At 43.8% G+C, this 26,479-nt stretch carries 27 protein-coding genes, 1 tRNA gene and 1 pseudogene; 14 read left to right on the top strand and 15 right to left on the bottom strand.

All coding sequences use genetic code 11. The features are described from left to right. Nucleotides 1-86: 86 nt before the first annotated feature. From HQN90_RS18835 to HQN90_RS18845, 3 genes are all read right to left on the bottom strand, one after another. Nucleotides 87-2,189, bottom strand: coding sequence for a methyl-accepting chemotaxis protein (locus HQN90_RS18835; RefSeq protein WP_173221467.1), 2,103 nt, complete (start codon nt 2,187-2,189; stop codon nt 87-89). Nucleotides 2,190-2,330: 141 nt separating this feature from the next. Further along, nucleotides 2,331-2,963, bottom strand: coding sequence for a helix-turn-helix transcriptional regulator (locus tag HQN90_RS18840; protein ID WP_173221469.1), 633 nt, complete (start codon nt 2,961-2,963; stop codon nt 2,331-2,333). An 84-nt stretch (nt 2,964-3,047) separates the two neighbouring features. Beyond that, nucleotides 3,048-3,479, bottom strand: coding sequence for a DUF86 domain-containing protein (locus tag HQN90_RS18845; RefSeq protein ID WP_173221470.1), 432 nt, complete (start codon nt 3,477-3,479; stop codon nt 3,048-3,050). Between the two features lie 272 nt (nt 3,480-3,751). Here HQN90_RS18845 and HQN90_RS18850 point away from each other — a divergent pair, with 272 nt between their 5' ends. Further along, on the top strand, nt 3,752-4,807 hold the full coding sequence (locus HQN90_RS18850; protein ID WP_173221472.1) for an acyltransferase: 1,056 nt from the start codon (nt 3,752-3,754) through the stop codon (nt 4,805-4,807). Nucleotides 4,808-4,820: 13 nt separating this feature from the next. On the opposite strand, the gene HQN90_RS18855 is transcribed toward HQN90_RS18850, so the two are convergent. Further along, complete coding sequence (locus HQN90_RS18855; protein ID WP_173221474.1) at nt 4,821-5,486, bottom strand: tetratricopeptide repeat protein; 666 nt, start codon at nt 5,484-5,486, stop codon at nt 4,821-4,823. A gap of 174 nt (nt 5,487-5,660) precedes the next feature. On the opposite strand from HQN90_RS18855, the gene HQN90_RS18860 reads away from it, so the two are divergent. Then, nucleotides 5,661-5,921 (top strand): hypothetical protein, encoded by a 261-nt coding sequence (locus HQN90_RS18860; protein ID WP_173221476.1) that lies wholly within the window; start codon nt 5,661-5,663, stop codon nt 5,919-5,921. Nucleotides 5,922-5,940: 19 nt separating this feature from the next. On the opposite strand, the gene HQN90_RS18865 is transcribed toward HQN90_RS18860, so the two are convergent. Together HQN90_RS18865 and HQN90_RS18870 are read right to left on the bottom strand one after the other, a co-directional pair. Beyond that, nucleotides 5,941-6,327, bottom strand: a complete 387-nt coding sequence (locus HQN90_RS18865) for a hypothetical protein (protein WP_173221478.1) — start codon at nt 6,325-6,327, stop codon at nt 5,941-5,943. Between the two features lie 60 nt (nt 6,328-6,387). Continuing rightward, nucleotides 6,388-8,208 (bottom strand): ABC transporter substrate-binding protein, encoded by a 1,821-nt coding sequence (locus tag HQN90_RS18870; protein ID WP_173221479.1) that lies wholly within the window; start codon nt 8,206-8,208, stop codon nt 6,388-6,390. Between the two features lie 111 nt (nt 8,209-8,319). Between HQN90_RS18870 and HQN90_RS18875 the strand changes: the two genes are divergently transcribed. Further along, nucleotides 8,320-8,472 carry a hypothetical protein gene (locus HQN90_RS18875; protein WP_158082188.1) on the top strand — a complete coding sequence of 51 codons (153 nt, stop codon included), beginning with the start codon at nt 8,320-8,322 and terminating at the stop codon, nt 8,470-8,472. Here HQN90_RS18875 and HQN90_RS18880 read toward each other — a convergent pair. Further along, the gene (locus tag HQN90_RS18880; protein ID WP_246362609.1) at nt 8,450-8,971 is read right to left on the bottom strand and encodes a VanZ family protein; all 522 of its coding nucleotides are present in this window, start codon (nt 8,969-8,971) and stop codon (nt 8,450-8,452) included. The two genes, HQN90_RS18875 and HQN90_RS18880, sit on opposite strands and share 23 nt — an antisense overlap. Before the next feature lie 9 nt (nt 8,972-8,980). Next, the gene (locus tag HQN90_RS18885) at nt 8,981-9,268 is read right to left on the bottom strand and encodes a hypothetical protein (protein WP_173221481.1); all 288 of its coding nucleotides are present in this window, start codon (nt 9,266-9,268) and stop codon (nt 8,981-8,983) included. Nucleotides 9,269-9,478: 210 nt separating this feature from the next. Between HQN90_RS18885 and HQN90_RS18890 the strand changes: the two genes are divergently transcribed. The 3 genes from HQN90_RS18890 to HQN90_RS18900 all read left to right on the top strand — a co-directional run bounded on the left by HQN90_RS18890 (nt 9,479) and on the right by HQN90_RS18900 (nt 11,109). Continuing rightward, a tRNA-Ala gene (locus HQN90_RS18890) sits at nt 9,479-9,551 on the top strand. A gap of 980 nt (nt 9,552-10,531) precedes the next feature. Beyond that, the gene (locus HQN90_RS18895) at nt 10,532-10,795 is read left to right on the top strand and encodes a type II toxin-antitoxin system Phd/YefM family antitoxin (protein WP_173221483.1); all 264 of its coding nucleotides are present in this window, start codon (nt 10,532-10,534) and stop codon (nt 10,793-10,795) included. Beyond that, nucleotides 10,792-11,109, top strand: coding sequence for a type II toxin-antitoxin system mRNA interferase toxin, RelE/StbE family (locus tag HQN90_RS18900; RefSeq protein WP_173221485.1), 318 nt, complete (start codon nt 10,792-10,794; stop codon nt 11,107-11,109). The genes HQN90_RS18895 and HQN90_RS18900 overlap by 4 nt, the downstream gene beginning before the upstream one ends. A 495-nt stretch (nt 11,110-11,604) precedes the next feature. Here HQN90_RS18900 and HQN90_RS18905 read toward each other — a convergent pair whose 3' ends face one another. From HQN90_RS18905 to HQN90_RS18930, 6 genes and pseudogenes are all read right to left on the bottom strand, one after another. Then, complete coding sequence (locus HQN90_RS18905; RefSeq protein WP_173221487.1) at nt 11,605-13,335, bottom strand: ABC transporter ATP-binding protein; 1,731 nt, start codon at nt 13,333-13,335, stop codon at nt 11,605-11,607. A gap of 313 nt (nt 13,336-13,648) precedes the next feature. Beyond that, a complete protein-coding gene (locus tag HQN90_RS18910) occupies nt 13,649-14,629 on the bottom strand; it encodes a toxin Cry1Ac domain D-VI-related protein (protein ID WP_173221489.1) in 981 nt (326 codons plus the stop codon). A gap of 239 nt (nt 14,630-14,868) precedes the next feature. Beyond that, nucleotides 14,869-15,147 (bottom strand): ABC transporter substrate-binding protein, encoded by a 279-nt coding sequence (locus tag HQN90_RS18915; RefSeq protein ID WP_173221491.1) that lies wholly within the window; start codon nt 15,145-15,147, stop codon nt 14,869-14,871. 284 nt (nt 15,148-15,431) lie between these two features. Then, a pseudogene (locus tag HQN90_RS18920) lies at nt 15,432-16,272 on the bottom strand (Rpn family recombination-promoting nuclease/putative transposase). 127 nt (nt 16,273-16,399) lie between these two features. Continuing rightward, nucleotides 16,400-17,287 carry a fructose bisphosphate aldolase gene (locus tag HQN90_RS18925; RefSeq protein ID WP_173221493.1) on the bottom strand — a complete coding sequence of 296 codons (888 nt, stop codon included), beginning with the start codon at nt 17,285-17,287 and terminating at the stop codon, nt 16,400-16,402. Nucleotides 17,288-17,432: 145 nt separating this feature from the next. Then, nucleotides 17,433-18,092, bottom strand: coding sequence for a TetR/AcrR family transcriptional regulator (locus HQN90_RS18930; RefSeq protein WP_173221495.1), 660 nt, complete (start codon nt 18,090-18,092; stop codon nt 17,433-17,435). Nucleotides 18,093-18,372: 280 nt separating this feature from the next. Here HQN90_RS18930 and HQN90_RS18935 point away from each other — a divergent pair, with 280 nt between their 5' ends. The 8 genes from HQN90_RS18935 to HQN90_RS18965 all read left to right on the top strand — a co-directional run bounded on the left by HQN90_RS18935 (nt 18,373) and on the right by HQN90_RS18965 (nt 24,574). Beyond that, nucleotides 18,373-19,224: an SDR family NAD(P)-dependent oxidoreductase gene (locus HQN90_RS18935; protein ID WP_173221497.1), complete on the top strand. Its 852-nt coding sequence runs from the start codon at nt 18,373-18,375 to the stop codon at nt 19,222-19,224. 67 nt (nt 19,225-19,291) lie between these two features. Beyond that, a complete protein-coding gene (locus HQN90_RS18940) occupies nt 19,292-20,455 on the top strand; it encodes an SMP-30/gluconolactonase/LRE family protein (RefSeq protein WP_173221499.1) in 1,164 nt (387 codons plus the stop codon). A gap of 218 nt (nt 20,456-20,673) precedes the next feature. Continuing rightward, nucleotides 20,674-22,164 carry an alginate lyase family protein gene (locus tag HQN90_RS18945; RefSeq protein WP_173221501.1) on the top strand — a complete coding sequence of 497 codons (1,491 nt, stop codon included), beginning with the start codon at nt 20,674-20,676 and terminating at the stop codon, nt 22,162-22,164. 97 nt (nt 22,165-22,261) lie between these two features. Next, the gene (locus tag HQN90_RS18950) at nt 22,262-22,633 is read left to right on the top strand and encodes a hypothetical protein (protein WP_079414933.1); all 372 of its coding nucleotides are present in this window, start codon (nt 22,262-22,264) and stop codon (nt 22,631-22,633) included. A 141-nt stretch (nt 22,634-22,774) separates the two neighbouring features. Next, nucleotides 22,775-22,933, top strand: coding sequence for an asparagine synthase (locus HQN90_RS18955; protein ID WP_173221504.1), 159 nt, complete (start codon nt 22,775-22,777; stop codon nt 22,931-22,933). Between the two features lie 99 nt (nt 22,934-23,032). After that, on the top strand, nt 23,033-23,536 hold the full coding sequence (locus HQN90_RS39985) for a CBO0543 family protein (protein WP_420851062.1): 504 nt from the start codon (nt 23,033-23,035) through the stop codon (nt 23,534-23,536). Nucleotides 23,537-23,646: 110 nt separating this feature from the next. After that, nucleotides 23,647-23,907, top strand: a complete 261-nt coding sequence (locus tag HQN90_RS18960; protein WP_173221506.1) for a hypothetical protein — start codon at nt 23,647-23,649, stop codon at nt 23,905-23,907. 145 nt (nt 23,908-24,052) lie between these two features. Continuing rightward, a complete protein-coding gene (locus HQN90_RS18965) occupies nt 24,053-24,574 on the top strand; it encodes a cupin domain-containing protein (protein WP_173221507.1) in 522 nt (173 codons plus the stop codon). Between the two features lie 146 nt (nt 24,575-24,720). Here HQN90_RS18965 and cysI read toward each other — a convergent pair whose 3' ends face one another. Next, nucleotides 24,721-26,442 carry an assimilatory sulfite reductase (NADPH) hemoprotein subunit gene (gene cysI / locus HQN90_RS18970; RefSeq protein WP_173221509.1) on the bottom strand — a complete coding sequence of 574 codons (1,722 nt, stop codon included), beginning with the start codon at nt 26,440-26,442 and terminating at the stop codon, nt 24,721-24,723. Between the last annotated feature and the right edge of the window lie 37 nt (nt 26,443-26,479).

Raw genomic sequence — 26,479 nt, forward strand, 5'->3', positions numbered from 1 at the left:
TGCCTCGCTTGAGGCAGATTTAGTCACAAAAAAGGCTGTCTCCCAAGTAGAAAACGACTTGAGAACAGCCTTTTTAATCTGAATGCTTAAACCTTAAATCGGGAAAGCAAATCAACAAGCTCCTGTACAAGGCTGCCTAAGGCCTCGGCTGAAGCGCCGATTTCCTCCATCGTAGCCAACTGCTCTTCCGAAGCGGCAGCCACATTTTGAGCATTGCTTGAGGAGCTTCTGGCGATGCTCGCCAACTGCTCCACAGTAGCCAAAACCTCTTCTGTGCTTGCTGACATTTGCTCCGAAGCTGCTGAGACTTCCTGAATCTGTCGGTGCACTTGATCCATTTCTGTCGTAATGGAAGCGAAGATATGTCCGCTTTCCGTTACAGCTTGAACGCCTCTGTTCACTTCAAGAGTACCTTGATCCATGCTCTTCACAGCTAGCTTCGTATCCTCACGGATTTCGCTGATGAGCTCGACAATTTCATGAGAAGCCGCATTCGATTGTTCAGCAAGCTTGCGAACTTCAGCTGCGACTACGGCAAAGCCTTTGCCGTGCTCCCCTGCTCGGGATGCTTCAATCGCCGCATTCAAAGCGAGCAAATTGGTTTGTTTGCTTATCGCCGAAATGACGCCAATGATATTTCCGATCGCTTCTGAGCGCTCGCCTAGTCGGCGAATAACTTGCGAAGATTCATCAACTCTGTCTCTGAGCACCGTCATCTGACGAACAGCCATCTGAATATTCTCATTCCCTGCTGACGTTTTCACTCTCACCTCATCTGTAGAATCAGAAACGTGAGCCGTCGACTCGGCAATCCGCTGTACACCTATCGCCATTTCTGTCATCGCGCGCGAGGTTTCTTGCGCATCGCTCAATTGGGTCTCGGATCCGGCAGCCATCTCCTGAATCGAGATTGTGATCGTTTCCGCCGCTCGACTTGTTTGCTCGGCACTTGCCGTAAGCTGCTCCGAGGTGGCTCCAACCGACATGGCGTGCTCAGTGACCGTGTTGATCATAGCGCGCAGCTTATCGACCATTGTGTTGAACTGTTCGGACATCATTCCGAATTCGTCCTTACTATGGACGGTCAGCTTCTCGGTAAATTCGCCTTCTGCCAGTTTAACGGAAAGCTGACTTACCGCACGAATAGGACGAAGCACCAGCATTCTAATAATGAAGTACATAGTGACTGCAAGTAGAATCAATGCCGAAATAGCAATGACTAGGGACAGCTTGAGTTCATCGTAAAAAACATTCAAAATCATCTTCTTGGGAAAGATTGTTTCCATAAACCAGGTCTGATCTGAATCCTTCAGAACAATCGGCGTGAATAAATGGAGATCTTGACCGCTGCTTCCCTCCATGTAGACGGATAATTTCCCTTGCTTGACACCATCCCACACGGATGCGGCTGCCGGGTTTTCATTATAGTTTTTGGTTACTTTATCCGGTGAGTTGCCATGTGCAACGTAATTACCCGCTGACGAAATCATCGTTTCATAGCCGCCCAGCGGCTTCAGTTGTTCAATTTGTTTCTGCAAATCGCTAAGCGCTATATCTGCGCCTATGATCCCCACGAAATTTCCCTGCTTATCCAAAATTGGCATAATTAACGACGTTATCAATACATCTTTTCCACTGATCGGATACAGATAAGGCTCAATCCATGTATTTTTTTTCGTTTTCTTGGCGATTTGGTAGTAGTCCCCTGCACCATCTTTCTCATAATCAAGCAGCGGCTGCACATCGATTTTATTATCAACTTTGACCACATAAGGAATAAAACGGCCCGTGCTGTCATCGTACGGCTGTTTCTTTATATTCGCCGCATCTTTTTTATCAAAAGCATTAGGTTCCCAAAGCGTATACAAACCCAGAAGATTATCATGCTGCCCTAGCTCAGTGCTTAACATTCTTACGACGGCTTCACGTGTCAGTGACTTCGTCATGCTTGCATCCAAAACCACCCCGCGAAGTACCGATAAGATAGAGATCGTTTCATCTACTTCTTGTTGAAAACCTGTTGATACACCTCCAGAAGCATGATTCGCCTCAGACTCTCCATGGCTTAAGCTCGTAGTATAGATTAGCTTGAGATTCACGCCAATCAAACTTCCAAATGCCAACAAAAGCACCAAACCAATGCCAATTCCCAATTTAAAGGACAACTTCCGGTTACGCAGCCACATCATGTTAATCGCCCTCTCTCTAATAAACCTTTTTAAAATTTTATCGACATTTCGACATTTTTTTTGAATAGTTGTGCACAAATTAGTTTGGAAATAGACAAATAAAAATAGCCGTCTACGAGAACATAACGCTCAGGTAGATGGCTATTTATTTTGGGAAATGATATATAAACATTTGTTGCCGCCTTTGGCCAAACATTCCGTTCGCTCCACACTGGCATCAAGCAAATTTTGAAATAAGGCTAATTCACATCTGCATGCTTGTTGAAACACGTTAGCCACTTGTGTGATGGGACAGTTATGCTCACTGAACACAAACTCGCCTTCTTCCACTTGTGACCAATCCACCATATAGCCATTCTCATTCTGGATGAGTGCTAGCTCGGCTACCCGTTCTTCCAAGCTTTTGTCCTGCATTCTTGATGCGTAGCGGGCCTGAAGTTTGTCTTGCCTGCCTTCGAAAAGGCGATCAATCTTCTCATTCCCTTCGCCTTCTAGCAGTTCATCCAATAAATCTATGGTAAGCTGCATGTATTTCTTAGGAAATAATTCATCCGCGAGTGGGGCTAATGTGTATACGTTTGTCGGTCTGCCCATCGCCTGCCGGACGAGCTTTGTTTCAAGCAAATTATCCTTCTCTAAGGCATGAATATGGCGTCTGACAGCCATCTCCGTAATCCCGAGCTGCTTGGACATGTCATGAACACTTAAAGGTCCCTGCGTTTTGAGCATAGAAAGAATCACTTTTCGTGTGGATGTTTCAAGTGCTGCATTCATTTGCTCACCTGCCTTCGGACTGTTGTTTAAGTCTCATTTTACAGCAACATGCCCAATAAGTAAATTAAGAAACAACTATGTATGTTATTCCAGTTCACTCTTGATAAATGCCCGAACACTTGCAGCGAATTCCTCAAAAGTCACCGGAATGATCCGAATTAACGGATTTAATTCCTGCCGATTCCATTCCACGTACTCCTGGACTAGCGGCTTTCTAAGCTTCACCAGCTGCAGCAGAGTTTCCTTCAATGGCTCTGAATAAGCACCTTCTCCGTGCACAATTTCCACGATATCCTCATAGCTGCTAGCATCACGTAGAATAAAAGCATCAATCAGCAGACTTCCGATATCCGTCACCGTTTCAATAGCCAAGTGCAAAATACGTTCTTGCGCAAGCTGCCATACAAGATTATTGGTGCCTTGATCCCACTGCTGCACCAATTGACTGCTCGCCTCAGCCAGCGATGACAGGAACTCAATTCTTTGATCAATTTGTTCATGATTAATAAAATACATGGGGCTATCTCCGTCCTCTTTTTCGCCATTTCGTCCAAATCATCATTGCAAAAAAAGTAATAATGACCAAAAATATTAGCAATACCGCCTGCATGACATATTCATAACTCACGTTCGTTCACCCTCTTGATCTCGCTTGTTTCAATCTTCTATCAGTGTATCGCGGGAGCTATTAAGCGTCAAGCAAGCCAGATCCACTGTGATCTATTGTTGTTTCTCTCATTTCTTTCATGTTACAGTGAAAAAAGTGAAAAAAGGAGATTTTACAACTTATGTTATCCAGACCCAAGCTACCTGAAATCGACAACGTGCGCGCGTTGGCTATTATTGCCGTTCTTCTTATTCATGGCACCTCAAACGCGACTCTGCTGCCGCTCGGCACCGCTTCGCAAGCTTTATTTTTCATTTTGAACAAAATTAGCTTATTCACCGTTCCCTTGTTCATCTGGATTAGCGGTCTCGTCCTATTCTACACCTATTTCGACCGCTGGGAGCCGGGTATGGCAATTGCCTTCTGGACCAAGCGCGTGCGAAAAATCTTGATTCCGTATGTAGGCTGGTCATTGTTCTACTACCTGTTCAATCAATTCATGTTTCATGGAGAAATCCATGTTGACCCTGTTTACTTCATCAAACTTTTGGTATCCGGGAATGCCAGCTATCATCTTTATTATATGATTATTATCGTGCAGTTCTACCTGTTGTTTCCATTGTTGATGACGGCCGCAAAACGATTCCCCCGATTCCGCCAAAGCCTGATTCCACTAGGAATTATCCTTCAAGTCTCAGGGTATGGCTTCCATCATTGGGTGCATCCTATTCCTGAATACACGTCTTTATTTATCAGCTACTTGGCGTTGTTCGCATGCGGGGCTTTTGTCGGGATTCACTATTCTGCTGCTGTTTCTTGGTCCAATCGTTATCGAAGCTGGCTTTGGAGCATCGCGCTGATAGCCGGAGCCAGTTATGCCTCAATGCTGCTGCTTCACCAATATAGCCTGATTTCCCTCGAAAATACATGGTACGAGCTGGCGCTTCTTGTCTATTGCTTGGCGATCCCGCTTTGCGTCTTGCAATGGGCGCGCAGACTCGTCTTTATGAGCTCGTCGTTAAGCCGCTTGATGTCATCCTTGGGAGCCGCATCCTTCGGGATCTACCTCTTGCATCCCGCGCTGTTGACCCTCTGGGATCGTCTAGCGCCTGAGCAAGGGAGGTTTCTGCTCTATGACCTTCACACGATCTGTTCCGTTGTGATCGGGCTGTTTGGTTCTTGGCTGCTCGTTAGGCTGTCTACGAGCATAATCAATAAGAAAAACCTGAGGCGCTAACCTCAGGTTCTTCTTATTGGAACCGCGCCAAAAGCGCCCAACGCCGCTGCTGTCTGCGGCTGTAGCGCGGCAGGCCGCGGTAAATATCCAGTGCTTCGCGATAGGCACGCTTCGCGTCTTCCGTGCGGCCCAGCTGCTTATAGAGCTGGCCCAGCCTGTAGTAGGCTTCGACTGATGAAGAGTGCAGGTCGCGGAACTGCTCGATGAAGCTGGCAGCTCTTTCCGGTTCCTTAGGAGCCAGCGCCTCGCCGAGCCGCAAATAAGCTTCGCCAAATTTGACACGCGGGTTGAGCTTTACGGCTTCAAGCATCAAGCTTTCGCCTTTGCTCAGATCGCCTAACTTTAAATAACACAACCCAATTTCGTAATGCACATCAGCAGAGTCTTCCATGATCGTAAGTGTTTGTTCCAAGTAGGGAAGGGCTTCCCGATACTTTTTGCGTTCAAGTAAAATTCGAGCTAATTCAAGCTTCGCAGACGTATTATGCGGATTTGCATACAAATCGTTTCGCAATTTGGAAGCACGTCGGCTTAGCTGAAATGGCTTAAATATATTTGGCGTTAGTCCGATAAATCTTCTATCTAACAGATATAGAATCACGAGTAGAATAAGAAGTGCGAGAAACGGATTGCCAACAAGACGCCATAACAAACCAAAAGCCAAAAATTTGAGTAACACGGTAATCCCCCCTTTCAACTTCCTAATACTACCATATTATGAGGACGTTGGTCATCCGATCCATAGAAAAAAGCATCGATTTGCCCGATGCTTCCCTCATAAACTTCGCACAACTTACGAATCGCAGCTGCACCCCGCATATGATATAATGAAAAGAAAAAGGGAGTTACCTTCATGAGCGATCCACGCAAAGAGCTTTGGCACAAAAGAAAACAGCTGGGCAGATCCAAATATTTAATTCTATTCGGCCTGCTCCCTTGGGGCATCGGACTAACGATAGTGACCAGTATTATTGAAATCATCAGTTTCAGGGAACTCAATCCAGTGTGGATTCCCATTCGTTTACTCGTCTTTTTCTTTATTGGATTCTTCGTCGCTAATGCTCGGTGGCATGCAATGGAAACCCGTTACGAACCCTATGTAAGACGACCCTAAAGGGTCGTTTTTTCATTCTTTAGTGTAAATAAGTTTGATCCTCTACATCATCTGTATGAAAGAGGGATGCCGTTCGACTGAGCTTAAAATGCTCTTCCAAATCTGTACGAATCGAGCCCATGGCTAGGATCTCTTCTTTAAATTCCTCTCGTTCCACCCACTTATTGTGAAATAGCTCCTCGGATACGTCCTGAAACGCCTCATGCAAATTGTTATCATACCAATCGATTTCATTCGACGCCTCTTTGCGGTACACATGTCTCAGGTCAAAGTCATGATCGGCTGTTGCCGCAAACTCAGCAAGCAGCAAACCATCGATACCATCCGCTTTGACCTCAACATCCACACACCGCACATCATTTCGTTCTGTGTAGCGTACAATACTGGCTTTTTTTATTTTACTCATCTTCCTTACCCTCCAAATGATTTTTTCATAAAGAGAGTATTTCCCGTTTTGCAGCTTTTATCAACCGCTGGGGGCGAACCATATTTTCCGAAAATCAACCCAACCCAGGTCGTTTATACTCACGCCTTTAATCGAATCATGATAAGTCGTTTGCAAGGAGCGATGGAGAACAAATAGGAAGGACTTCTCTTCCTGCAGAACCTCAACTAGCTGATGCAGCTGACAAATACGCTCCTCCCTGCTGGAATTCAGAAGAATTTTATCAATCTCCTGATCGACCCAAGCCATGCGTTCTTCGCTCAAATGGGCACGGACATAGCTATTGCTTTGCTTCAGCGTTTGAATAATATGAAGGTCATACTCACTTTCCATACAAATGTGATAGAAAATCAGATCAGCTTCCATGATCGTATCGAGCTTCATCATCTCCGATTTCTCACGAGTCGTCAGATGAATGTGAATGCCTGCTTTGGCACACTGCTGGCATATCCAAATCGCATCTTCATTATTGTTGCTATAGATGAACATCTCTAGAGCTTCACCGCGATATCCTATCTCATCAAGCAATCGTTTCGCTTCTTCCACATCTGTCCGATAAGGAGCAGCCGATCCAATCAAGGTAGGCAAAAAACTGCTCGCAGGCGCCTCTCTGAAGCCGCCGAGCTCTTCAATCATCCTCTCGCGATCTAGGATAAGATCAATCGCTTGTCGAAAGGACGGATGCTGCTGCGGGCCATCTTTACTCTGATTGAACGTGAGGAGACTGCACCCTAGAATAGACTGCTCAATCTGGTGCCATTCCGAATCCTTCCCAACTGCTCCCACGGGTTTACGGGAATTCGTATGGTCACAAAGCACCTGCACCGTGTCCCAGCTTGGACCCGCCTCGGCCAAATCGTGAGGCAAAAGCCAAATTTCCACTTGATCCAAATGAGGCCTTACGCCAAAATAGCTGTCAAATGCACGCAGCTTACAAATATAATCGTCATTGCGTTCCAGCCGGAAAGGCCCTGTTCCAATCGGCATTCTTCCGAAAATCTCCTCATTATCGCGGCAAATTTCCTCAGGCAAAATCGCTAAAGATGAATGTGATAATTGCTGCAAAAAGAGAACATTCGGCTGCTTCAGCTCAATCGCTATCGCACTCCGATTAAGCACAGTCATATTCTCGATGCTTTCCGTCATCCAGCCTTGGCTTGCAGCCGCACCCAGTTCCTTGATCCGGGATATGGAATAATAGACATCAGATGCCGTCATTTCTCGGCCATGATGGAACAGTACGCCTTTTCGCAAATAAAAGGTGTAATGCAAACCGTCTTCACTAACTTCCCAGTAGTGTGCCAAATGTGGCTCAATCGCCTGCGTCTGCGGATTATTCAGAACCAGCGTATCAAAAATCTGATTCATAAGATGGCTGTCAAAAGCAAAAAACGAATAGGCCGGATCCAAAGAGACCAGCCATTTGTACACAGGAAAACGCAGCGTGTCCTTATAACGCTCCTCGTGCTCAACCGCGCGATAACCAAAAAAACTGAATAGCCAATCGATGAAAGAGTCCTGCAACGCCTCTCCCCTGCCCAATTGGTGTATCAGCTCAATCGTCCCTTTATAATCTCCCTGACTCGCTAGAGCCATAGCCTGTTTCGAAATCATATCCTCAGCAGAAACCAGAAACGTCAGCTCTGAAACGTTGCCTCTACCTCTTCCGGGCTTCCAGGAAATCCAATCCTGATCACTCATTTTTCTCAGCAAAAGCTTCACATTCCGCGTTGAACAATACAACCGATCCGCTAATTCATCTAACGTAATAGGCTGCGGCACCTGTTCAACCCCATGCTCAAAACCTGCCCGAAGCTCTAAGAAATGGCTCAACAGCTGCATAATCCAACTCCTATCCGTAAAAGGGGAAATCATTAAAGTGAATTATACACTTTTTGTTCCCCTTATTCTAGATGTAAACTTAACCTAACAGGAAAAGAAAGGGAGGTGTTCATGATGCAACCAACAGACTTATATGTATCTGAAAAATTAATGCAATGGCAGCAGCAGGATTTGGAAGCTGAAGCTCGCGAGCTTTGGAAGTTTAAATCCATCAAGAAAAGAAAAGTGTACATGCTGCTAACTAGCTTATTCTTCTTCGTTTAATCCACTTGCGGATCCCGACAACAGCGAGGATTACGAGAACAGCGAGAACAACGCCAATGGAATCAATCGCAACATCAATCGCATGACCCGTTCGACCATTGACAAAAGTTTGATGCCATTCATCGGATGCCGCATAGAGCACCGAAATGATTGAGGAGGTGAGCAGTGCGATGACGACTTTAACAGGCTTCGCCAAGAGCGCTAAGGACCAGAGCAGGGCTAGGATAGCGAATTCGCTAACATGCCCTGCTTTTCTTATGAAGAACTCAATTATACCAATGGGGTCCTCCCATGAAACCAATTGATGATCATACGTAAATTTCAAGCGCGGTACACTCATTTTCAACTGGTCCGCAGTGAGCTTGGATTCTAAAAGAGGACGCAAGCTTTGCTGCTGATACGTTTCCGCCGACTTAAAAAAAATAAACGCCATCCAAAGGACGGCTGCAGCTAGAAAAACATAAAAATATCTGTGTGAAGCTGCACGCTGCATATCCATTTTATCCCCTTATGGATTCAATTTCTTACGAATGCTGAACAAAGCAAAAAATTCGATCACCATCAGATTTACCGCTGAAACTCCATAAAAAGCAATCCCAAACATCATATAGAAGGTATCCGAAGTCACTGATTTCCACCAGAGTGCCGCAGCAAGCGTTAAAACAATATTTAAAGCTGTTGTTATCCAGAATGAGAATCCTAAGCGATTCGTTTTCCGCATGAGCCACACGCCAATCACAAACGGGATTACAAAAGCAATACCCAAGAAAGTCCAATACAACACTGCGTTCGACACGTTCCGTCACTCCTACACGATCAACTAGTTTATTTTCCTAGCGTAGCATGAACATGCGGCTGAAAACAACGTTTACCGCTGTTTGCAACAGAAACGTCAAATGACTAAGGCCAGAAAAATAGGAATAATAATTTTCTGCATCAAGGGCTTGCCTGAGGCAACTAATTCATGTATAATACGAAAAGTCGACATTATTAATAACGTCATCGCGGGGCCTTAGCTCAGCTGGGAGAGCGCATCGCTGGCAGCGATGAGGTCAGGGGTTCGATCCCCCTAGGCTCCATATGTGAAAGAAGCATCACAACCTATTGGTTGTGGTGCTTCTTTCATTTGGAGCCATGGGGAGAGAACCCCGGTGGGTTCGCCCGCGCGGACGGAGCGGATGAATAGGCTTCGAAGAATAACTTCACGTGCAGGAGCACGGCGTCTGAATCTTCCGCTAAGGTTGTCTTCGTCGATTTTGCTTCGTTAGCCATTTAAATCGAGATTCATACATCCCCCTAGGCTCCATACTAGAAAAACCTCAATCCATTTGGATTGAGGTTTTTTGTATGGATCATGGGGGTGAGAACCCCGGTGGGTTCGCCCGCGCGGACGGAGCGGATGAATAATCTTCGTAGAATATACTTCACGTGTAGGAGCACGGCGTCTGAATCTTCCGCTAGGCTTGTCTGCGTCGACTTTGCTTCGTTAGCCATTTAAATCGAGATTCATATATCCCCCTAGGCTCCATACTAGAAAAACCTCAATCCATTTGGATTGAGGTTTTTTGTATGGATCATGGGGGTGAGAACCCCGGTGGGTTCGCCCGCGCGGACGGAGCGGATGAGTATTCTTCGTAGAATATACTTCACGTGCAGGAGCACGGCGTCTGAATCTTCCGCTAGGCTTGTCTGCGTCGATTTTGCTTCGTTAGCCATTTAAATCGAGATTCATACATCCCCCATGGCTCCATATGTAAAAGAAGCATCACAACCTATTGGTTGTGGTGCTTCTTTCATTTGGAGCCATGGGGAGAGAACCCCGGTGGGTTCGCCCGCGCGGACGGAACGGATGAATAATCTTCGTAGAATATACTTCACGTGTAGGAGCACGGCGTCTGAATCTTCCGCTAATCAGGATTCGTACATCCCTTAAGCTCCATAAATGCACCTAGGCTCCTTCTTGACGCACTGAGAAAATAAATAAAATTTGGCTCAACAACCTTGAGCACATATCGTTATTTTGATAAAATAACGATATACTGACAGAAGGAGAATTAATATGCCAAATATTCGCCCCAGTTCAGATCTAAGAAATCATTACAACGAGATATCTGAGTTTTGCCATAAATATGATGAGCCTGTCTACATTACAAAGAATGGTCAAGGCGATTTAGCTGTAATGAGTATTGAAACATACGAAAAAATAGTGGGAAAGTTCGAACTGTATAAGCTACTGGATGAAGGTATGGATGAATTGAAAAAGCAGAAGGTACGACCTTTTCAGAAGGCACTTGCAGACATCGAGAAGGGAATTTCTGAGTGAGCCGAAAATATCATTTAGTAATCACTGAGCTGGCAGAAGCCGATTTGCGAAAAATCGCCGACTATATCGCAAACGAATTATTGGAACCGACGACAGCGCGAAAAATGATTACCCGAATCGCTGAGGCCATTTTTCAATTGGAGCAAATGCCTTTTAGAAACGGTTTAGTTCGCGATGAACGATTGGCAGCGAATGGCATTCGACATATACTCGTTGACTCGTACATCGTGTTCTATGTCATCTCAGAAAAAGAAGAAACCGTTACAATCGTTCGGATTCTTTACGGAAAGAGGCAATGGAGCAGTTTGCTCTAAATACTTTTTGGTAGTGAAACCGACTCACTCGGGAGAGCGCCATAATGAAAAAACTTTTCGGCAGGCTCAGCGTGCTTTCGCGGAGATGCAGCCTTCTTCGCGCGTTGAGACTGCTTTTTCAGCAGGCTCAGAGCGAATTCGATGTTGTCTCCCTCCCGAGACTGCCTTTTTGGCAGGCTCAGCGTGCTTTCGCGGGGATATAGCCTTCTTCTCGCGTTGAGACTGCTTTTTCGGCAGGCTCGGAGCGAATTCGATGCTGTCTCACTCCCGAGACGGCCTTTTCGGCAGGCTCAGCGTGCTTTCGCGGAGATGCAACCTTCTTCGCGCGCTGAGACTGCTTTTTCGGCAGACTCAGAGCAAATTCGATGCTGTCTCCCTCCCGAGACGGCCTTTTTGGCAGGCTCAGCGTGCTTTCGCTCAAAGAATAACTCCACGTGCAAAGGCTCCCCCTTCCGTGAAAGAGAGAGCCCATCATCGTTTAAAAATAATTACAATTCAAAACTGCTTCGCATACAAATTAGCGTACACGCCATTTCGCGCAAGCAATGCATCATGCGTACCTTGTTCCGCAATACCGTCCTCCGTCAATACGATAATTCGCCCTGCATTGCGGATTGTGGAAAGGCGATGGGCAATTATGATGGTTGTACGCCCATTTGCCAGCAGTTCTAAGGATGCCTTTATGATTCTTTCGCTCTCGTTATCCAGTGCGCTTGTTGCCTCATCTAAAATGAGAATGGGTGGATTTTTTAAGAATACGCGAGCAATGCTTAGCCGCTGCTTCTGTCCACCGGACAGCTTGACACCCCGTTGGCCAATCTCGGAGTCATAACCATTTGGCAAGTTCATAATAAAATCATGAGCATTGGCGTGCTTGGCTGCTGCGATAATTTCTTCATCGCTGGCTGCTTGATTTCCATAACGGATATTTTCCATCACCGTCCCAGCAAAAAGGAAAACATCTTGCAGCACAAAACCAATTTTTTTTCTTAATGACTCTAGGCCGATATGACGGACGTTAATCCCGTCTATTAATATCTCCCCGTCTATCGCATCGTAAAAGCGAGGGATGAGCGAGCATAATGTCGTTTTACCCACACCAGACGGACCCACTAAGGCAACATACTCACCCGGCTGGATACGCAGCGAAATGTTTTGTAAAACTCTGTCCAAATGTTCTTCATAATAGAAGGAAACTTGTCTGAACTCAATCTCCCCGTGTATCTCCGGCAAAACTATGGCATTCGACTTGTTTTCGATTGACGGCTTCAAATTCATGACTTCCATAAAGCGCTGAAAGCCAGTGACTCCTTCTTGAAGCTGTGTGCTCATATGATTCAGTCGTTGAATCGGCTCGATCATAAAACCGATATAGAGTAAAAAAGTAAGCAAATCCGATAAGTCTAAAGTAGCGTTGACGATACTGGCACTGCCAAAGATGATCACCGTAATCGTAATCATTTGAATAATCGTTTCAAAACTATTGTAAAAAAGCGCCTCAGCTTTATACGTGATCTTACGGCTTTCGAAGAAACGGACATTTTCCTGGTTAAACTTCTTGATCTCTACGATCTCGTTGGCAAACGATTTTACATCACGGATACCCGTAAGACTATCCTCTACCTGAGCATTTACATCCCCGATTCGCTCTTTGTTTCTTCTTATTGCCTTATTCAACATTTTATTAAAATACAAAGCCAAGAGCGCTAAAAATGGTAAAAAGCAGAATACGGCAATCGTTAATGGCGCGTTAATAAAGAACAAAATACTAAATGCTCCAACAAAGCGAACGAGATATTTCATGTAATCTTCCGGACCGTGATGGTACAGCTCGGAAAGCAGCAGCAGATCATTCGTTATTCGCGACATGAGCCGGCCTGTCTTTTCTTTATCGTAAAAGCTATGCGGAAGCTTTTGCATGTGAGCGAATAGTTCACTGCGCATATCACTTTCCATGCGAGCGCCTATTTCATGGCCTTTGTAGTCCACAAAGTAATTACCGATATTCTGGATCGCGACTAAAACTAGCATTAGCCCCCCAACCCCATACACTTCATGGAGAGCAATTGATAAGTCTCCTTCGAGAATATCTTTCGTAATATACCGAACGAGCAGCGGAAACACCAAGGTCGCAACTGATGTGATAAAGGAGCAGGCTAATACTAAAATAAACAGGCTTAAATACGGTTTGTAATATGAGAAAAATTTATGAACTGTAGAACGCATCGAATTTCCCCTTCTTTGTGTTATTTAAAACACATATAAGGGATATACCGTTTATAACTTAAGAAAGTGTTTCCCCTTATATGTTTGCACCGTAGAATTCATCATTTTTTTCATGTCAATTCCTCCTTGTTTTTTATAACTCCATCGTAAACCCTTCCAGTTTAAACCTCATGGTCTTATTTGGTTATAGTTAAACTTTATTCAAACTTTGAAATGTAAAAATTCTCAAAAAAGACGAAAATCTGATTTCAAGGGTAGCTTGATATCAGGTTTCCGCCTTTAATTTATGGAATATGCGAGATAAGAACTCTAGTTATTGCTTGGAAATATCCTTATAATAAACCACTTCTTCATGTGATATCATTTCTACTAATTTTGGCGAGGCCCAATATCGACCATTATATTTAATAACGTCACCAGATGCCAAATACTTCAACAATGAGACCGGATCCCCTGTGCTATATTCTACCCAATCTGTTAAATCTAAGGTACCATCAGATTTCTTTGGTGGGGCAGAGGATTTTTTGGCAGAGTTATTATTTTTTAATTTGTTTGCATCAGCTATAGCCTTTGCTTTTGCTTCTGCTTCTGCCTTAGCCTTTGCTTCGGCTTCAGCTTTTATCTTTGAATCTATATACGAATCAGTTAGTTGAATAAATGACAATAAACTTTCTTTTGCTTTATCTTGTTTAATATCGTTTGTTTTTGCTTTAGCATTATCAATTTCTGTTCGGGTAATGGATTCTTTTACAGTGGATTTTTCTGATGATGTAAATAAATCATCAACCATCCTTGTTGCAGTTAAAATTTGTTCTTTTTGAGTTTCGGCATCATTAATTTTAGTCATCATTTCATTAACAAAGGAAGGCTTATCCGACTTTAGTGTATCTAACTGGTCTTTGTAGGACTTAATGTCAGCTGATTCAATAATTGCGCCATTTTTATCAAAAAGTTTATCTATATTCTGTTTTACTGAGAACATCTTCTCCACATAACTTATGTCAAAAGAAGCTTGATTGAATAATGTGGAAGCTTGGGGCGAAAGTTCTTTATTATTAATATTCAAAAATAAGTCATGTGTACTTTTTATGATGTCATTGTTAACATGATCTGCAAGATTCATTTTTTGGTTGTCTTTATATAGGGAATTCACCTTCTCTTGAATCGTTGAAATATCTGCTACTATAGCCATTTCTTTCTTCGCTTTATTATCTTGAATTTTCCAAATGACGAAACCCGAAATACCTGCTACTAGTAATAAAGCCACAACTGAAATGATTATAGTTTTTTTCATGCAAAATCTCCTTGGTTTTAAATAGAATTGTAATATATACCATTCGTTTGTTCAAGGTACATTGTGAATTTTTTCCCGTATTAAACCGATAGGGGTTCGATCCCTCAGGCTCCCCCAAATCAATAAACGACTCCACGATCATTGTCGTGGAGTCGTTTATTGATCTGGCATGTCCGTGTGAGCTAAATCCCAATGGAACGTTCTTTCGTAGATTTTGTACATATCTAAAACGGATTTTCTTATTTTATAATTGCACTTAAAACATCGTCGATTTTTTTCGTTTTCGCAATCGCTCCGCTAGCCATCCAGTAGTTGCTGGGCATTTCGAACACATGGCCGTTTTTGACGGCCGGGAGGTTTTTCCACAGCGTGCTATTCTCATACTCGGCCATAAGAGTCTTCGATTCCTTCCCCTGCACCAGTACGAAAATATAATCAGCGTCCAAATCAGGCAATTTCTCCAGTGAAAGAGCTTGAGCGCGATTCCAAATTGTAGAGGACATCATCGTGGGCGTCAAAAGTCATGCAATCATCCCTTGGTTGTTTTCGACTTTATTGATAATCATTATCATTCATTATAAAGGAAATCCTAAATGGCATCAAACCAAAATTTTTGCCGTGAGATATCTGTAGTCAATAAGTGAAACTTACCGATGCGGGGACCGTATCGCTGCCAGCGATGCGGTCAGGGGTTCGCCCGCGTGGACGAAACAAAGTGAAGGTTCCGTAAGAAGAATACCCAAAGGCAGTAAAAATAACAAATAAAGACTCCCAAGGTAAATTCCCTGGCAGCCTTTATTAATTAATGAGCATGATTTAATTTCTTTAGTTCTTCAATGGGAAGTCCTGTGAAATCCGAAATGGATTCTATGTCCATTCCTTTTGCCAGCATTTTAGTAGCTACTTCAAGTTTGCCTTTTAACTCGCCTTGCCTTTCTCCTTCTTCTCTCGCGCCCTCCATAGACGAAGCCTCGTCATGCAAAGCTTTTTGTCTCATTTCATAAAGCCTACGTGTCTCTGCATCCTGACTAAGGAATTCCAGAACATTCATCGCTTTTCTGAGTTCAGGTTCCTGCATGTTGAACACCTCCCAATTGTCTGTATTGTCACTTTTCAGAAAAAGTAACCAATTTAACAATCCGCCTGTAGCGGTCATTTGTTGATGGTTCAGCTTTGACAGCTCGAGAAAATGTATTTCAAGATCGTCAGTCAATGAAATGCCGCTGCTGTTTTCACGTAAATGAAACACATTATGATAACGGTCATTCGGAAGGATAGAAAAATTAAGAATATTGATGGTGACACACTTCTTTAGATTCTTGTATGATTGTCCTTCTTCAAGCTGGCTTGCATATTGCTTACTCCAATAATACAACGTACGTTTCTCATTGTCATAGCGGTTAAATAACTGCATTTCGATATTAATCAATTTGCCTTCTATCGTTCTAGCCTGGATATCAAATATGGATTGTTTATCTTGAGGCGAGTCTTTATCCGTGTAAGGATTCATAAGTACGATTTCGGTAAGCGGCAGCTTCTTGGAAAGTACGATTGAGGAAAGCCAGCAGCACGTCCTTATTTTCTTCGCTTCCGAATATTCGCTTAAAAACAAAATCGTTTTTGGGGTCTAGCAAATCTCTCATGAAATCAACTCCAATTCTTATTTTATTATATCATGAAGCTTCTGAAGGATGCATTATTTGTAAACGAACGAAAAAGAAGCACCACAACCTAATGGTTGTAATGCTTCTTTTCGAAGTCGGTATCATTTTATTTAATAGAAGCTTCATAAATGTCTTGAATGGTTTTGGAAAGCATCGCGTTGAATTCATGGTCTGTTTGCTCGGCCGTTAGGCCCTGCGACAAGGCACGCGAGAAACTGGCGATCAATCCATGATTATTTGCCAGCTTCTCATTCGCTTCCGCTTGCGTGTAGCCGCCTGACAAAGCCACAACCCGGACAACATGCGGATCCTCCATTAAATCGCTGTAGAAATTGTTTTGCGTCGGTATGGAAAGTTTCAGCATGATTTTTACGTCTTTGCCAAGTTTGGATAGTTGATCGAAAATCTCAACTTTTAATAGTTGTTCCGACGTTTCCTTATCTGCGCTATTGATATCAACTTCCGGTTCGATGATCGGAACCAGTCCCATCTCGGCGATTTGAAGACCGATGGCGAACTGCTGCTCAACGACTTTTTTGATACCGGCAGGATTGGCTTCTTTAATAAGTGAGCGCATTTTCGTTCCGAAAATGTTTCGCTCCGCCGCGCGCTTAAGCAGGTCATTTAGACCGGGAATAGGCTTCATGAGCTGAACCCCGTTTTCAAGGTCGGCAAGCCCTTGATCAACTTTTAGAAATGGCACAATGCCTTTCTTCTCCCATAGAAAATCGGCTGTAAATTGCCCGTCAATGGAACGGTCCATGGTGTTCTCAAATAAAATCGCACCCAAAATGTACTCGGAATCAAACGCAGTACTCTTAATAATGCGCGTTCTCATCTCGTGCACCAATGTATACATCTCTTCTTCATTCGAATAGCTGTTTTCCTTAATGCCATACTGCAGCAGAGCCTTAGGAGTACTTCCACCGCTTTGGTCCAAGGCCGCTATAAAGCCCTTTCCCGTTTGGATTCGATCCAATTGATTTGTATTCATGGATATGTTTCTCCTCCTATTTCATGGACTGAATTGCCTCTTGAATCTTATTAATTATATCACTTCTACTTGCAAACATACATTTTAGGCATGCATGAGAAGCAGGGCCCGCAGACAGCAGTAAACAACTGCCAAACAGCGTCCTTTAGGGACTCTGAACTGGCAACAACGAATTAGCAATCAAAGACAATGTTTGCCTGTATACCGCATAAGCAGATTGTACATCTCCCAAGTGTCCACCCATGTAAAGATGAATAACGCCGTGGAGCGAGGCCCAGACTATACGTACAATGGATTCCGTGTCATAATGGCCGGGAATCAGTCCTTGCTCTTGGGCATGGCTGATCACGGTTATTAATTGACGCATGGCTGTTACGGTGCCATGTACACTTGCCTCGTCCGGTTTGAAATCTGCAAAGGCACCTCCGAACATCAGCTTATAATAGCTGGAGTAACGCTGCCCGAATTGCCAAAAGGTTTCTCCTAAATTCATCATATGCTGTACTGGATCAGCAGCTTGCGGAGTCGCCTCGAATTCGTTTGCCAGAAGCTTGCAACCATCCAGATACAACTGCTGAGCCAAGCCCTCTTTATTAACAAACAAGCTATAAATAATTTTTGTCGAGCAACCCATTTTCTGCGATACTTTACGAACCGTAACCGCTTCCGGCCCCTCTTCTTGCAAGAGCGTTGCCGCAGCATCAACAACGAGTTTGCGGAGATTTTCAGTATTTTGCAAGCGAGCTTCTTGGTAGGTTTTCAATACTCGTGAGTTCACATTGGAGGAGATCTCTTGACCGCTCATAATCATCACCTTCGGTTATCGTGATTGCATCAGGAAACAAATTTCCTGACTCTCTTGCAAGGAATTTTATATAGTTGTTACGCAGTTGTCAATGAGACATTGGATGTTCAAAGAGCATATTGACTTTCTAAAAAAGGCGAGTTACAATCAAACCATTCGGAAACACTGTTACCAAACGGCGCAATAATTCTTATCTTTCTTAGGCAATATAAATTTCTCATGCTCAAATGGTAACAGTGTTTCAATATTATAACACAGTATTCAAAAGGAGAATAGAACTATGAAAATTCAAGGTAAATGGGCGCTAATCACGGGAGCTTCTTCTGGTATAGGAGAGCAATTCGCAAGACAACTGGCCAAACAAGGCAGCCATTTGGTACTCGTTGCCCGATCAGAGAGCAAGCTTGAGAGCCTGGCAGATGAGCTTAGAAAAATGTATGGCGTCAAAGCCGAAGTTATCTCTATGGACCTTGCGAAAGAGGGAGCGCCCAGCGAGCTATATCAGCAATGTCGACGTTTGAAAGTGAATATCGACATGCTTATCAACAATGCAGGCTTTGCCACACATGGTTATTTCGAACAAGTGTCAGGTGCGCGTCAACATGAAGAAGTTATGCTCAATGTCGCCGCTGTTGTAGATATGACCCACTTGTTCTTGCCGGACATGTTACGCAATGGCTCAGGTGCAGTTATTAATGTTGCTTCAACCGCCGGATTTCAACCGCTTCCCTATATGGCCGTATATGGGGCAACGAAAGCTTTCGTTCTGTCATTTACTCAAGCGTTATGGTGGGAAAACCGCGACCGCGGCATTACATTCTTCGCACTTTGTCCCGGTTCAACGGACACCAGCTTCTTTAGTGTCGTAGGAACGGAAGAAGCCTCCGTCGGAAAGAAAGATACGCCAGAAAGAGTCGTAGAGGTTGCACTTCGCGCGTTGAAGGAAGGGAAAATATACGTCGTTCCGGGTGTACAGAATTATATCGGGGCACAGTTATCACGATTCATAACACGCAAGCAAGGTCTTCGGCTTGTTGGAGGCATGCTTCGTCCACGTGGAGGCTCCAGCAATAATAACAATTATAAGAATCTAGGTGATCACTCTGATCTTGCAGGGAGGACAATTCGATGAAAGCTATTTTTCGGTAAAATCATAGTTCAAATCTAAATCTAACTTATTAGACATAGGAGGCGCTATAATGCCAAACACACAAGTTCGCTCCGTTAAATCAACTGAAGGCGTGAATCGCCCTCAACGCTCACAGCGCAAAATAATGCGTAGATTTGTGTTATCGCTGCTTATGTTGCTCCTTCTTGGAGCAATCGTTTTCTTGCTTGTGCCTTCACCGATCGAACCGGCAAAATGGTCCGTGCCAACCGCCCCCTCTTTGCAGGAACCTGGCCCATGGCAAAACAATAATAAACTCAGCTCGGCTCAGCTCGTTACTGATGCCCCTCAATCCCCGGAATTCATTACATTCGATAAGGAAGGCCAGCTATACACAGGAGATTCAGATGGGAAAATTTATAAGGTTACTTTCGATGCAGAGGGCAATCCACAAAAAGCCCAAGTGTTTGCAGACACCAAAGGAACGCCCAATGGGCTTAAATTTGACTTTTATGGAAATTTGATCGTGACTGATATCCAAAAGGGGCTGCTGTCTATTAACCCATCCGGGAGCATAGAGGTTTTGGCCGATCAAGTGGACGGCAAGCCGATCTATTTAGCTAACGAGCTTGATATTGCCAAGGATGGCTCGATTTATTTTTCCGACACTTCGAACTATGGCCGCGTGACTTTCAGTGAAATTGCCGAGAACAAGCCGTACGGACGTTTGCTGAAGTATGATCCAATGACCAAGCAGACGACTGTCCTATTAGAAGGGCTCTATTTTGCAAATGGGGTCGCGTTGTCTAGTGAGGAAGATTATGTGCTTGTAGCTGAATCGTATCATTATCAGTTGACTAGGTACTGGCTGAAGGGACCGAAGAAGGGGACATCTGATATTTTCGCAAGTAATCTCGCAGGCTTCCCTGACAACATTACACGAGACGAGCAAGGTCGTTTCTGGGTCGGTATTTTCACGACACGCATTTCTTTTGTAGATCTGATGCACCGCAACCCTTGGTTGGCCGGTACCATGGCCAAATTGCCGGAGTCGCTGCTTAGTGGCGCAAGTGCACCGGCGAAGCATGGACTTGTTGCGGAGTTCAGCCCGCTGGGGGAACTCACTGGAAGTTGGCACGACCCAATAGGCTCACTGTACGGCGTAACTACGGCTGTAAACCATAACGGATATTTATATATTGGAACTGCGCCTGGAGGAAGTCAGGGCGTTCATCGCGTGTTATTAGCTAAATAATGTTAGATTCGCGAGCAAATGGTTGTGATGATCGCACATGCGCTCCTACAGGAGCGCGTTTTTTCTTAAGTCCGCTTCGTAAAAAAAGAATTCATAAATTTACCCATATAGATATTGAAAAAACACCTGTTAGCACCCTTTAGAAGGAGATAGTATTGACATTGCAAACGCTTTATTATTTTATAGTCATTATTATCTTGTATTAAGGGAGTGTATGAATGAGTAAAAAGTATTCTTTTAAACATGTTGCTGTCTCTTTTTTATGCGGATCATTGTTCTTCTCTGGGATTGGTCTTGCAGCTACAAACCCAGCAGACATTAGCCTGCAAAAGTTAAAATTAATCGTGAATGGGGTAAATAAAAGCGCTCCAGAAGGTTTGTACAATAATCAGGGGGACTTGGTGCCGGAAACACTGATGTATCAGAATACAACGTACGTTCCTATTCGGTTGATCGGGGAGCTGCTTGGCAAGAGTGTTGAGTGGAAATCCGACAGCAGATCCATCATGATCGGAAGCAACACGGTTGATCCAAGCAAAAACAAAGTCGTTCTGGATGCTTCCAAACTGCTTACTTTAGATGCAGACACATTGAATGAAGCAAAACGCAAATATTTGGCGGGAGATTCATTTATTACACAAAGCGTGAATCAGTTGAAGAAGGATGCAGATTTGGCTATGCAAAAAGGCCCTTTTTCAATTCTGGATAAAACCACGGTTGCTCCAAGCGGCGATAAGCATGATTATGTCTCGATCGGTGTTTACTGGTGGCCGAATCCTGATACACCTGATGGAAAGCCCTATATACAAAAAGACGGGCAACAAAACCCAGAAATCAATACGAATAAATTCGACAGAGATAACTTCGGCAAAACCAGCTCAGGTATTCGTACATTATCGTTAGCTTATTTCTATACCGAAAACGAAGCTTATGCTGAATACGCGGCCAAATTGCTCAAAGTTTGGTATCTGGATGCCGCTACGCGCATGAATCCGAGTTTAAACTACGGTCAATCCGTTCCTGGTGTCAATGAGGGCAGAGCAGCGGGTATTATCGAAACGTTAAATATTTTTAATACACTTGATCCTGCCACGATTTTAAAAGGTTCGAACTATTTATCCGATCAAGACTTCAACAAATTCAAAGAATGGATTGGCGACTATATGAAGTGGCTAATGGAAAGTCCGATCGGTAATGACGAGAAGAATGCCACAAACAATCACGGCAATTGGTATGACGCACAAGTCGCCGCCTATGCCTTATTCAGCGGGAAACCCGATATTGCCAAGAAGGTAGCTGAAGAATCAAAAAAACGAATTGCTGCGCAAATTGAACCGGATGGAAGTATGCCTCGTGAGTTAAGTCGGACGCGTTCCCTGCATTATTCGACTTACAATATGGACGCACTTACCCAAGTTGCTCGCTTGGGAAGCAAAGTCGGAGTGGATCTTTGGAATTATAAAACGGCTGACGGCCGCAGCATTCTTAAAGCTTTGGAGTTTCTGAGCCCCTACATAAGCAAGCAAAAAGCATGGGAGTTTGAGCAAATAAAAGCAGAGAACCTTTCTTCGGCAATTCCTGTCATGACGACTGCTGCGAAAATCTACGGCAAACAAGAATTCCGAACCGCCGCTGAACAATTATTGAAAGAAAAAGATGCGACAGCGCGAGAGCACTTGTTGTATGGCGTTCCGATGAGTTTAAAGTAACGACTCAAAAAAATATAACACTACTAAACTAATCCCCTCACACTTCCTTTCTAGAAGAATATGTTAATAGAAAGGTAATGAGGGGAGGTGATTGGACATGCCCTTTACAACTGGTGTCATTACGAATACGAATGTTACTGGAACAGCAGCATCCAACATTGTTGTAAACACAAGAAATATTGATCTCAGCAACACAGCTATCATAACGGTTCAAATTTTTGCTTCTGTCAATTCAACTGTTTTCCATACGGACTACGCCACTTCGTATATTGTTCTACCAAATGCCTATGATGTACGTGAATTTTTCATTGCAGGCAATGTGGCTTATGAGGTTCAAATTAATGTATTAAACACAACAAGTGCGATAATGTCAGTTTTCGGTTTAGATGGATTCGGAAATCTGGTAAATGATCAACGGATTCTTCAGTCAGACATGTCTTTTATTACAAGTTTAAGTCCCCCAATGTAAAGAATAGCTGAGGCCCTCATCAATGAATGAGGGCCTCAGCTATTTTCGCCCTCACACGAGCTTCATGATGATTGGTATATGAATATTATTTTTGAAGCATAATAAGTCGTCTTCCAAACAAAACCAAAAGGAGTGTTGTATATGCGTGAAGGTTTGATTCCTGCCGTTCTTGGAACTGTAGTTACTGCTTCTGGTTATACAATCCTTAGAGGCAAGAATAAAATTGCCGGTATGGGTATCCTTGGCTTTGGAGCTGCTCATGTTATTCTTGGAGCAATCGACTTAATTGAGCATCGGTAAGTTTGGCAAGATGAACGGGGAGGCGAACAATCGCCTCCCTCCATTCTTAACTGTACAAGCCATTTGGAGAAGGACGATCTACATTCAGGAGATACTCATATGATCTTGTTTTGCAATATCGCTTTGCTGCTGGCTAGTATCCTCACAGGATCTCTAAAGAGATGGCAACTTTATTATAAAACCGTTCTATACTTATCTTTTTGCAATTTGCTTTATAACGTTTTATGCAGTCACTCTTTAACGTGGTCCTTTCACTCTGATTCCCTGCTGAATCATAAGACAACAGATTTGTTGAATACTTTTGTCCTACTGCCCTGCACGGCCATTTTATATTTGCATTTTTTCCCAACTTCCAAGAAAAGAAGCAAATTGTACTACTATCTCGCATGGGTTGCCGGATTTTCAGCAATTGAATACTTCTGGTACATCCTTGACTTAATCATCTACAACCATGGCTGGAGTTTTCCATGCTCTGTTGCCTTTTACTTCGCTATGTTCTACGCACTGGAGCTTCACCATAGAAACGTGAGTAAAGCGCTATTCTTCTCCTTATTCGCTATTTTATTTTTAGTTATTACCTTTAAAATTCCAATATGGAAGTAAAGACGTTCTCAGCGGCCATGCCAAGCAGTGATTACAGCGCCTTTTTTTAGCACATTATAAGCTATCTCGCATTCTATATAGAGAATCTATATAGAAACGAGGTGATAGAAATGGCTCGCGCAAAAGCTGTTCCTCAACCTGATTTGGTATTGATTACTTGGACAAGGAATCCTCTGGTTCCCGGTTCCGCACGCAGGATTACTGCAGTTCGTATTATTGGCAATACGCAACCTTGTACATTTACGTTGGTACGCAATGCATTGCTTATTAATGCCTTAAACTGTTTATTAGATCATGATATTGGCTTTAAAATCGTATTCCAGAAAAAAACATCAACTATCAGCGGATATCTGTTATTGCAACGCAATTGATCATTATGACTGAGGGCAGCCCAAGGGCTGCTCTTTTTTACTATATAGTATTGCAATCTCCTAATAGATCGGCTGCGTTGTGCAATTTCAGCACATGGTTTATACTTCTCTTTGAAATTATACTTAATTACAAAGGAATGATAGCATGTTAACCAATAATCCCGAATACTGGATTTCTAAGCTCGAGCTCATAGCCCACCCCGAAGGGGGTTATTATAAACGGACCTATCAAGCTGAAGAACAAATTTCTGATCAGGAATTATCCGTTCAGTTCACGGGCCAACGATTGCTTTATACCAGTATCTACTTTCTCTTGCAATCACATGATGTCTCGCATTTCCATCGGTTAAAATCGGACGAATTGTGGTATTTTCATGCCGGAAGCCCCTTAACCATTCATGTCATTCATGAAAATGGCAGCTATGAAGAAGTAAAATTAGGACTTAATTTGGAAAATGGCGAAACCCCGCAATATTTAGTCCCCAAAAATGCCATTTTCGGATCTTCCGTTATGCGGAACAACACCTTCTCACTAGTTGGATGTATGGTGTCGCCAGGCTTTGACTTTCAGGACTTTGAACTGTTGGCACAAGATGATTTACTTCAGCAATATCCGCAGCATAAGGACATCATCAAAAGACTAGCCTATGAGCTGCTTCCTGTGTAATGAACTATCTACCTATAAAAGCCGCCTATCACAAGGTGGCAAGCAGCCACAAGTCAAAGAATACTTAGACAGTAAAAAAAACCTTCATTGCCGCTATAAAACGTGGCTCTGAAGGTTTTTCGCATTTGAGCAAGATTTAAATGGAATTAAGAATGGAAATCCTGACCGGAACGAACTTCTTTGACATAACCGGCACGGATGACAAAATCACCAAAGTGCTCGCTGTCCAGACGTTCTTTCGCATATTGATTAACCATCGGTCTCAACGAATCCAGAATCTCGGTTTCACCGATATTTTCTTTGTAGAGCTTATTCAAACGGCTTCCGTTATGCCCGCCGCCCAAATACATATTGTACTTGCCTTGCGCTTTACCAATGAACGCGATTTCCGCCAACATAGGACGAGCACAACCGTTCGGGCACCCTGTCATACGGATAACAATTTCCTTATCACGCAAACCCGCTTCTTCCAGCATCGGTTCAATCTTGTCGATCAACGTAGGCAAATAGCGCTCCGATTCAGCCATAGCCAAACCACAGGTTGGGAAGGCAACGCAAGCCATAGAGCTTCTCCGCAGTGCAGAATAATGCTGCCCATCCGTTAGGCCATATTCGTTAATCAGTTCTTCAATTTTCTTTTTCTTCTGAGAGCTGACGTTTCCGATAATCAAGTTCTGATTCGCGGTAAGACGGAAGTCTCCTGTATGGATTTTGGCAATCTCACGAAGCCCTGTCATCAGGTAGAAATTGTCTTCGTCTTTCACGCGGCCGTTCTGGATGAACAGGTTGTAATGCCATTTGCCATTACTTCCTTTGACCCAACCATAACGATCACCATTGTTATCAAAATGGTAAGGGCGCGCTGCTTCCAGCTTCCAGCCCAAACGAGCCGTTAGCTCACCAATGAACCAATCGATGCCGCGGTCATCAATCGTATATTTAAACCGAGCATGCTTACGCACCGAACGATCGCCATAATCACGCTGAATCATAACCGTTTTCTCGGCCAAATCAATCATTTGCTCAGGCTTGATGAAGCCGATCACTTGCGCAACTTGCGGGTAAGTCAAGGTATCGCCATGGCTCATCCCCATGCCGCCGCCAACGGACACGTTAAAGCCTACCAAACGTCCATTTTCCACGATAGCAATGAAGCCCAGATCCTGGGAGAATACATCCACATCGTTGGAAGGCGGTACGGCTACGCCAATTTTGAACTTACGCGGCAAATAGACATGACCGTAGATAGGTTCTTGTTCTACGCCATCCAAGCTATCTAAGACTTTCTCACCATCCAGCCAAATCTCATGATAGGCTTTGGTATGTGGATCAAGATGATTACTTACACGGCTGGCCCACTCGTAAACTTCAGCGTGGACGTCCGATTGAAATGGATTGGGGTTACACATGACGTTGCGGTTCACGTCGCCGCAAGCCGCTAATGTGCTAAGCAAGGCATCGTTCACTTCACGAATTGTTTTCTTCATATTCCATTTCAGCACACCATGCAATTGGAAAGATTGGCGCGTTGTCAGGCGAATCGTTCCGTTCGCATATTTATGTGCTACGCGATCCATCATCAGCCATTGGTCGGGCGTAACGATCCCGCCAGCTGCACGTACACGCAGCATGAACTGGTAAGCAGGCTCCAGCTTCTGCTTTTGACGCTCATTGCGAAGATCTCTATCGTCCTGCATGTAGCTTCCATGGAATTTCATCAAGCGATTGTCGTCTTCAGGAATCGAACCTGTGATGGCGTCTTTAAGTGTTTCTTCAAGGCTGCCTCGCAGGTAGTTGCTTCTAATTTTAATCTCTTCTACATCACTGTGCGGCGCACTATTAGGTGAAAGTAAATTGTTATCTGACATTGTCGGCCTTACTCCTCTCGCGATCGCTGGGATACGC

The organism is Paenibacillus alba, assembly GCF_013204855.1.
Lineage (GTDB): Bacteria > Bacillota > Bacilli > Paenibacillales > NBRC-103111 > Paenibacillus_E > Paenibacillus_E alba.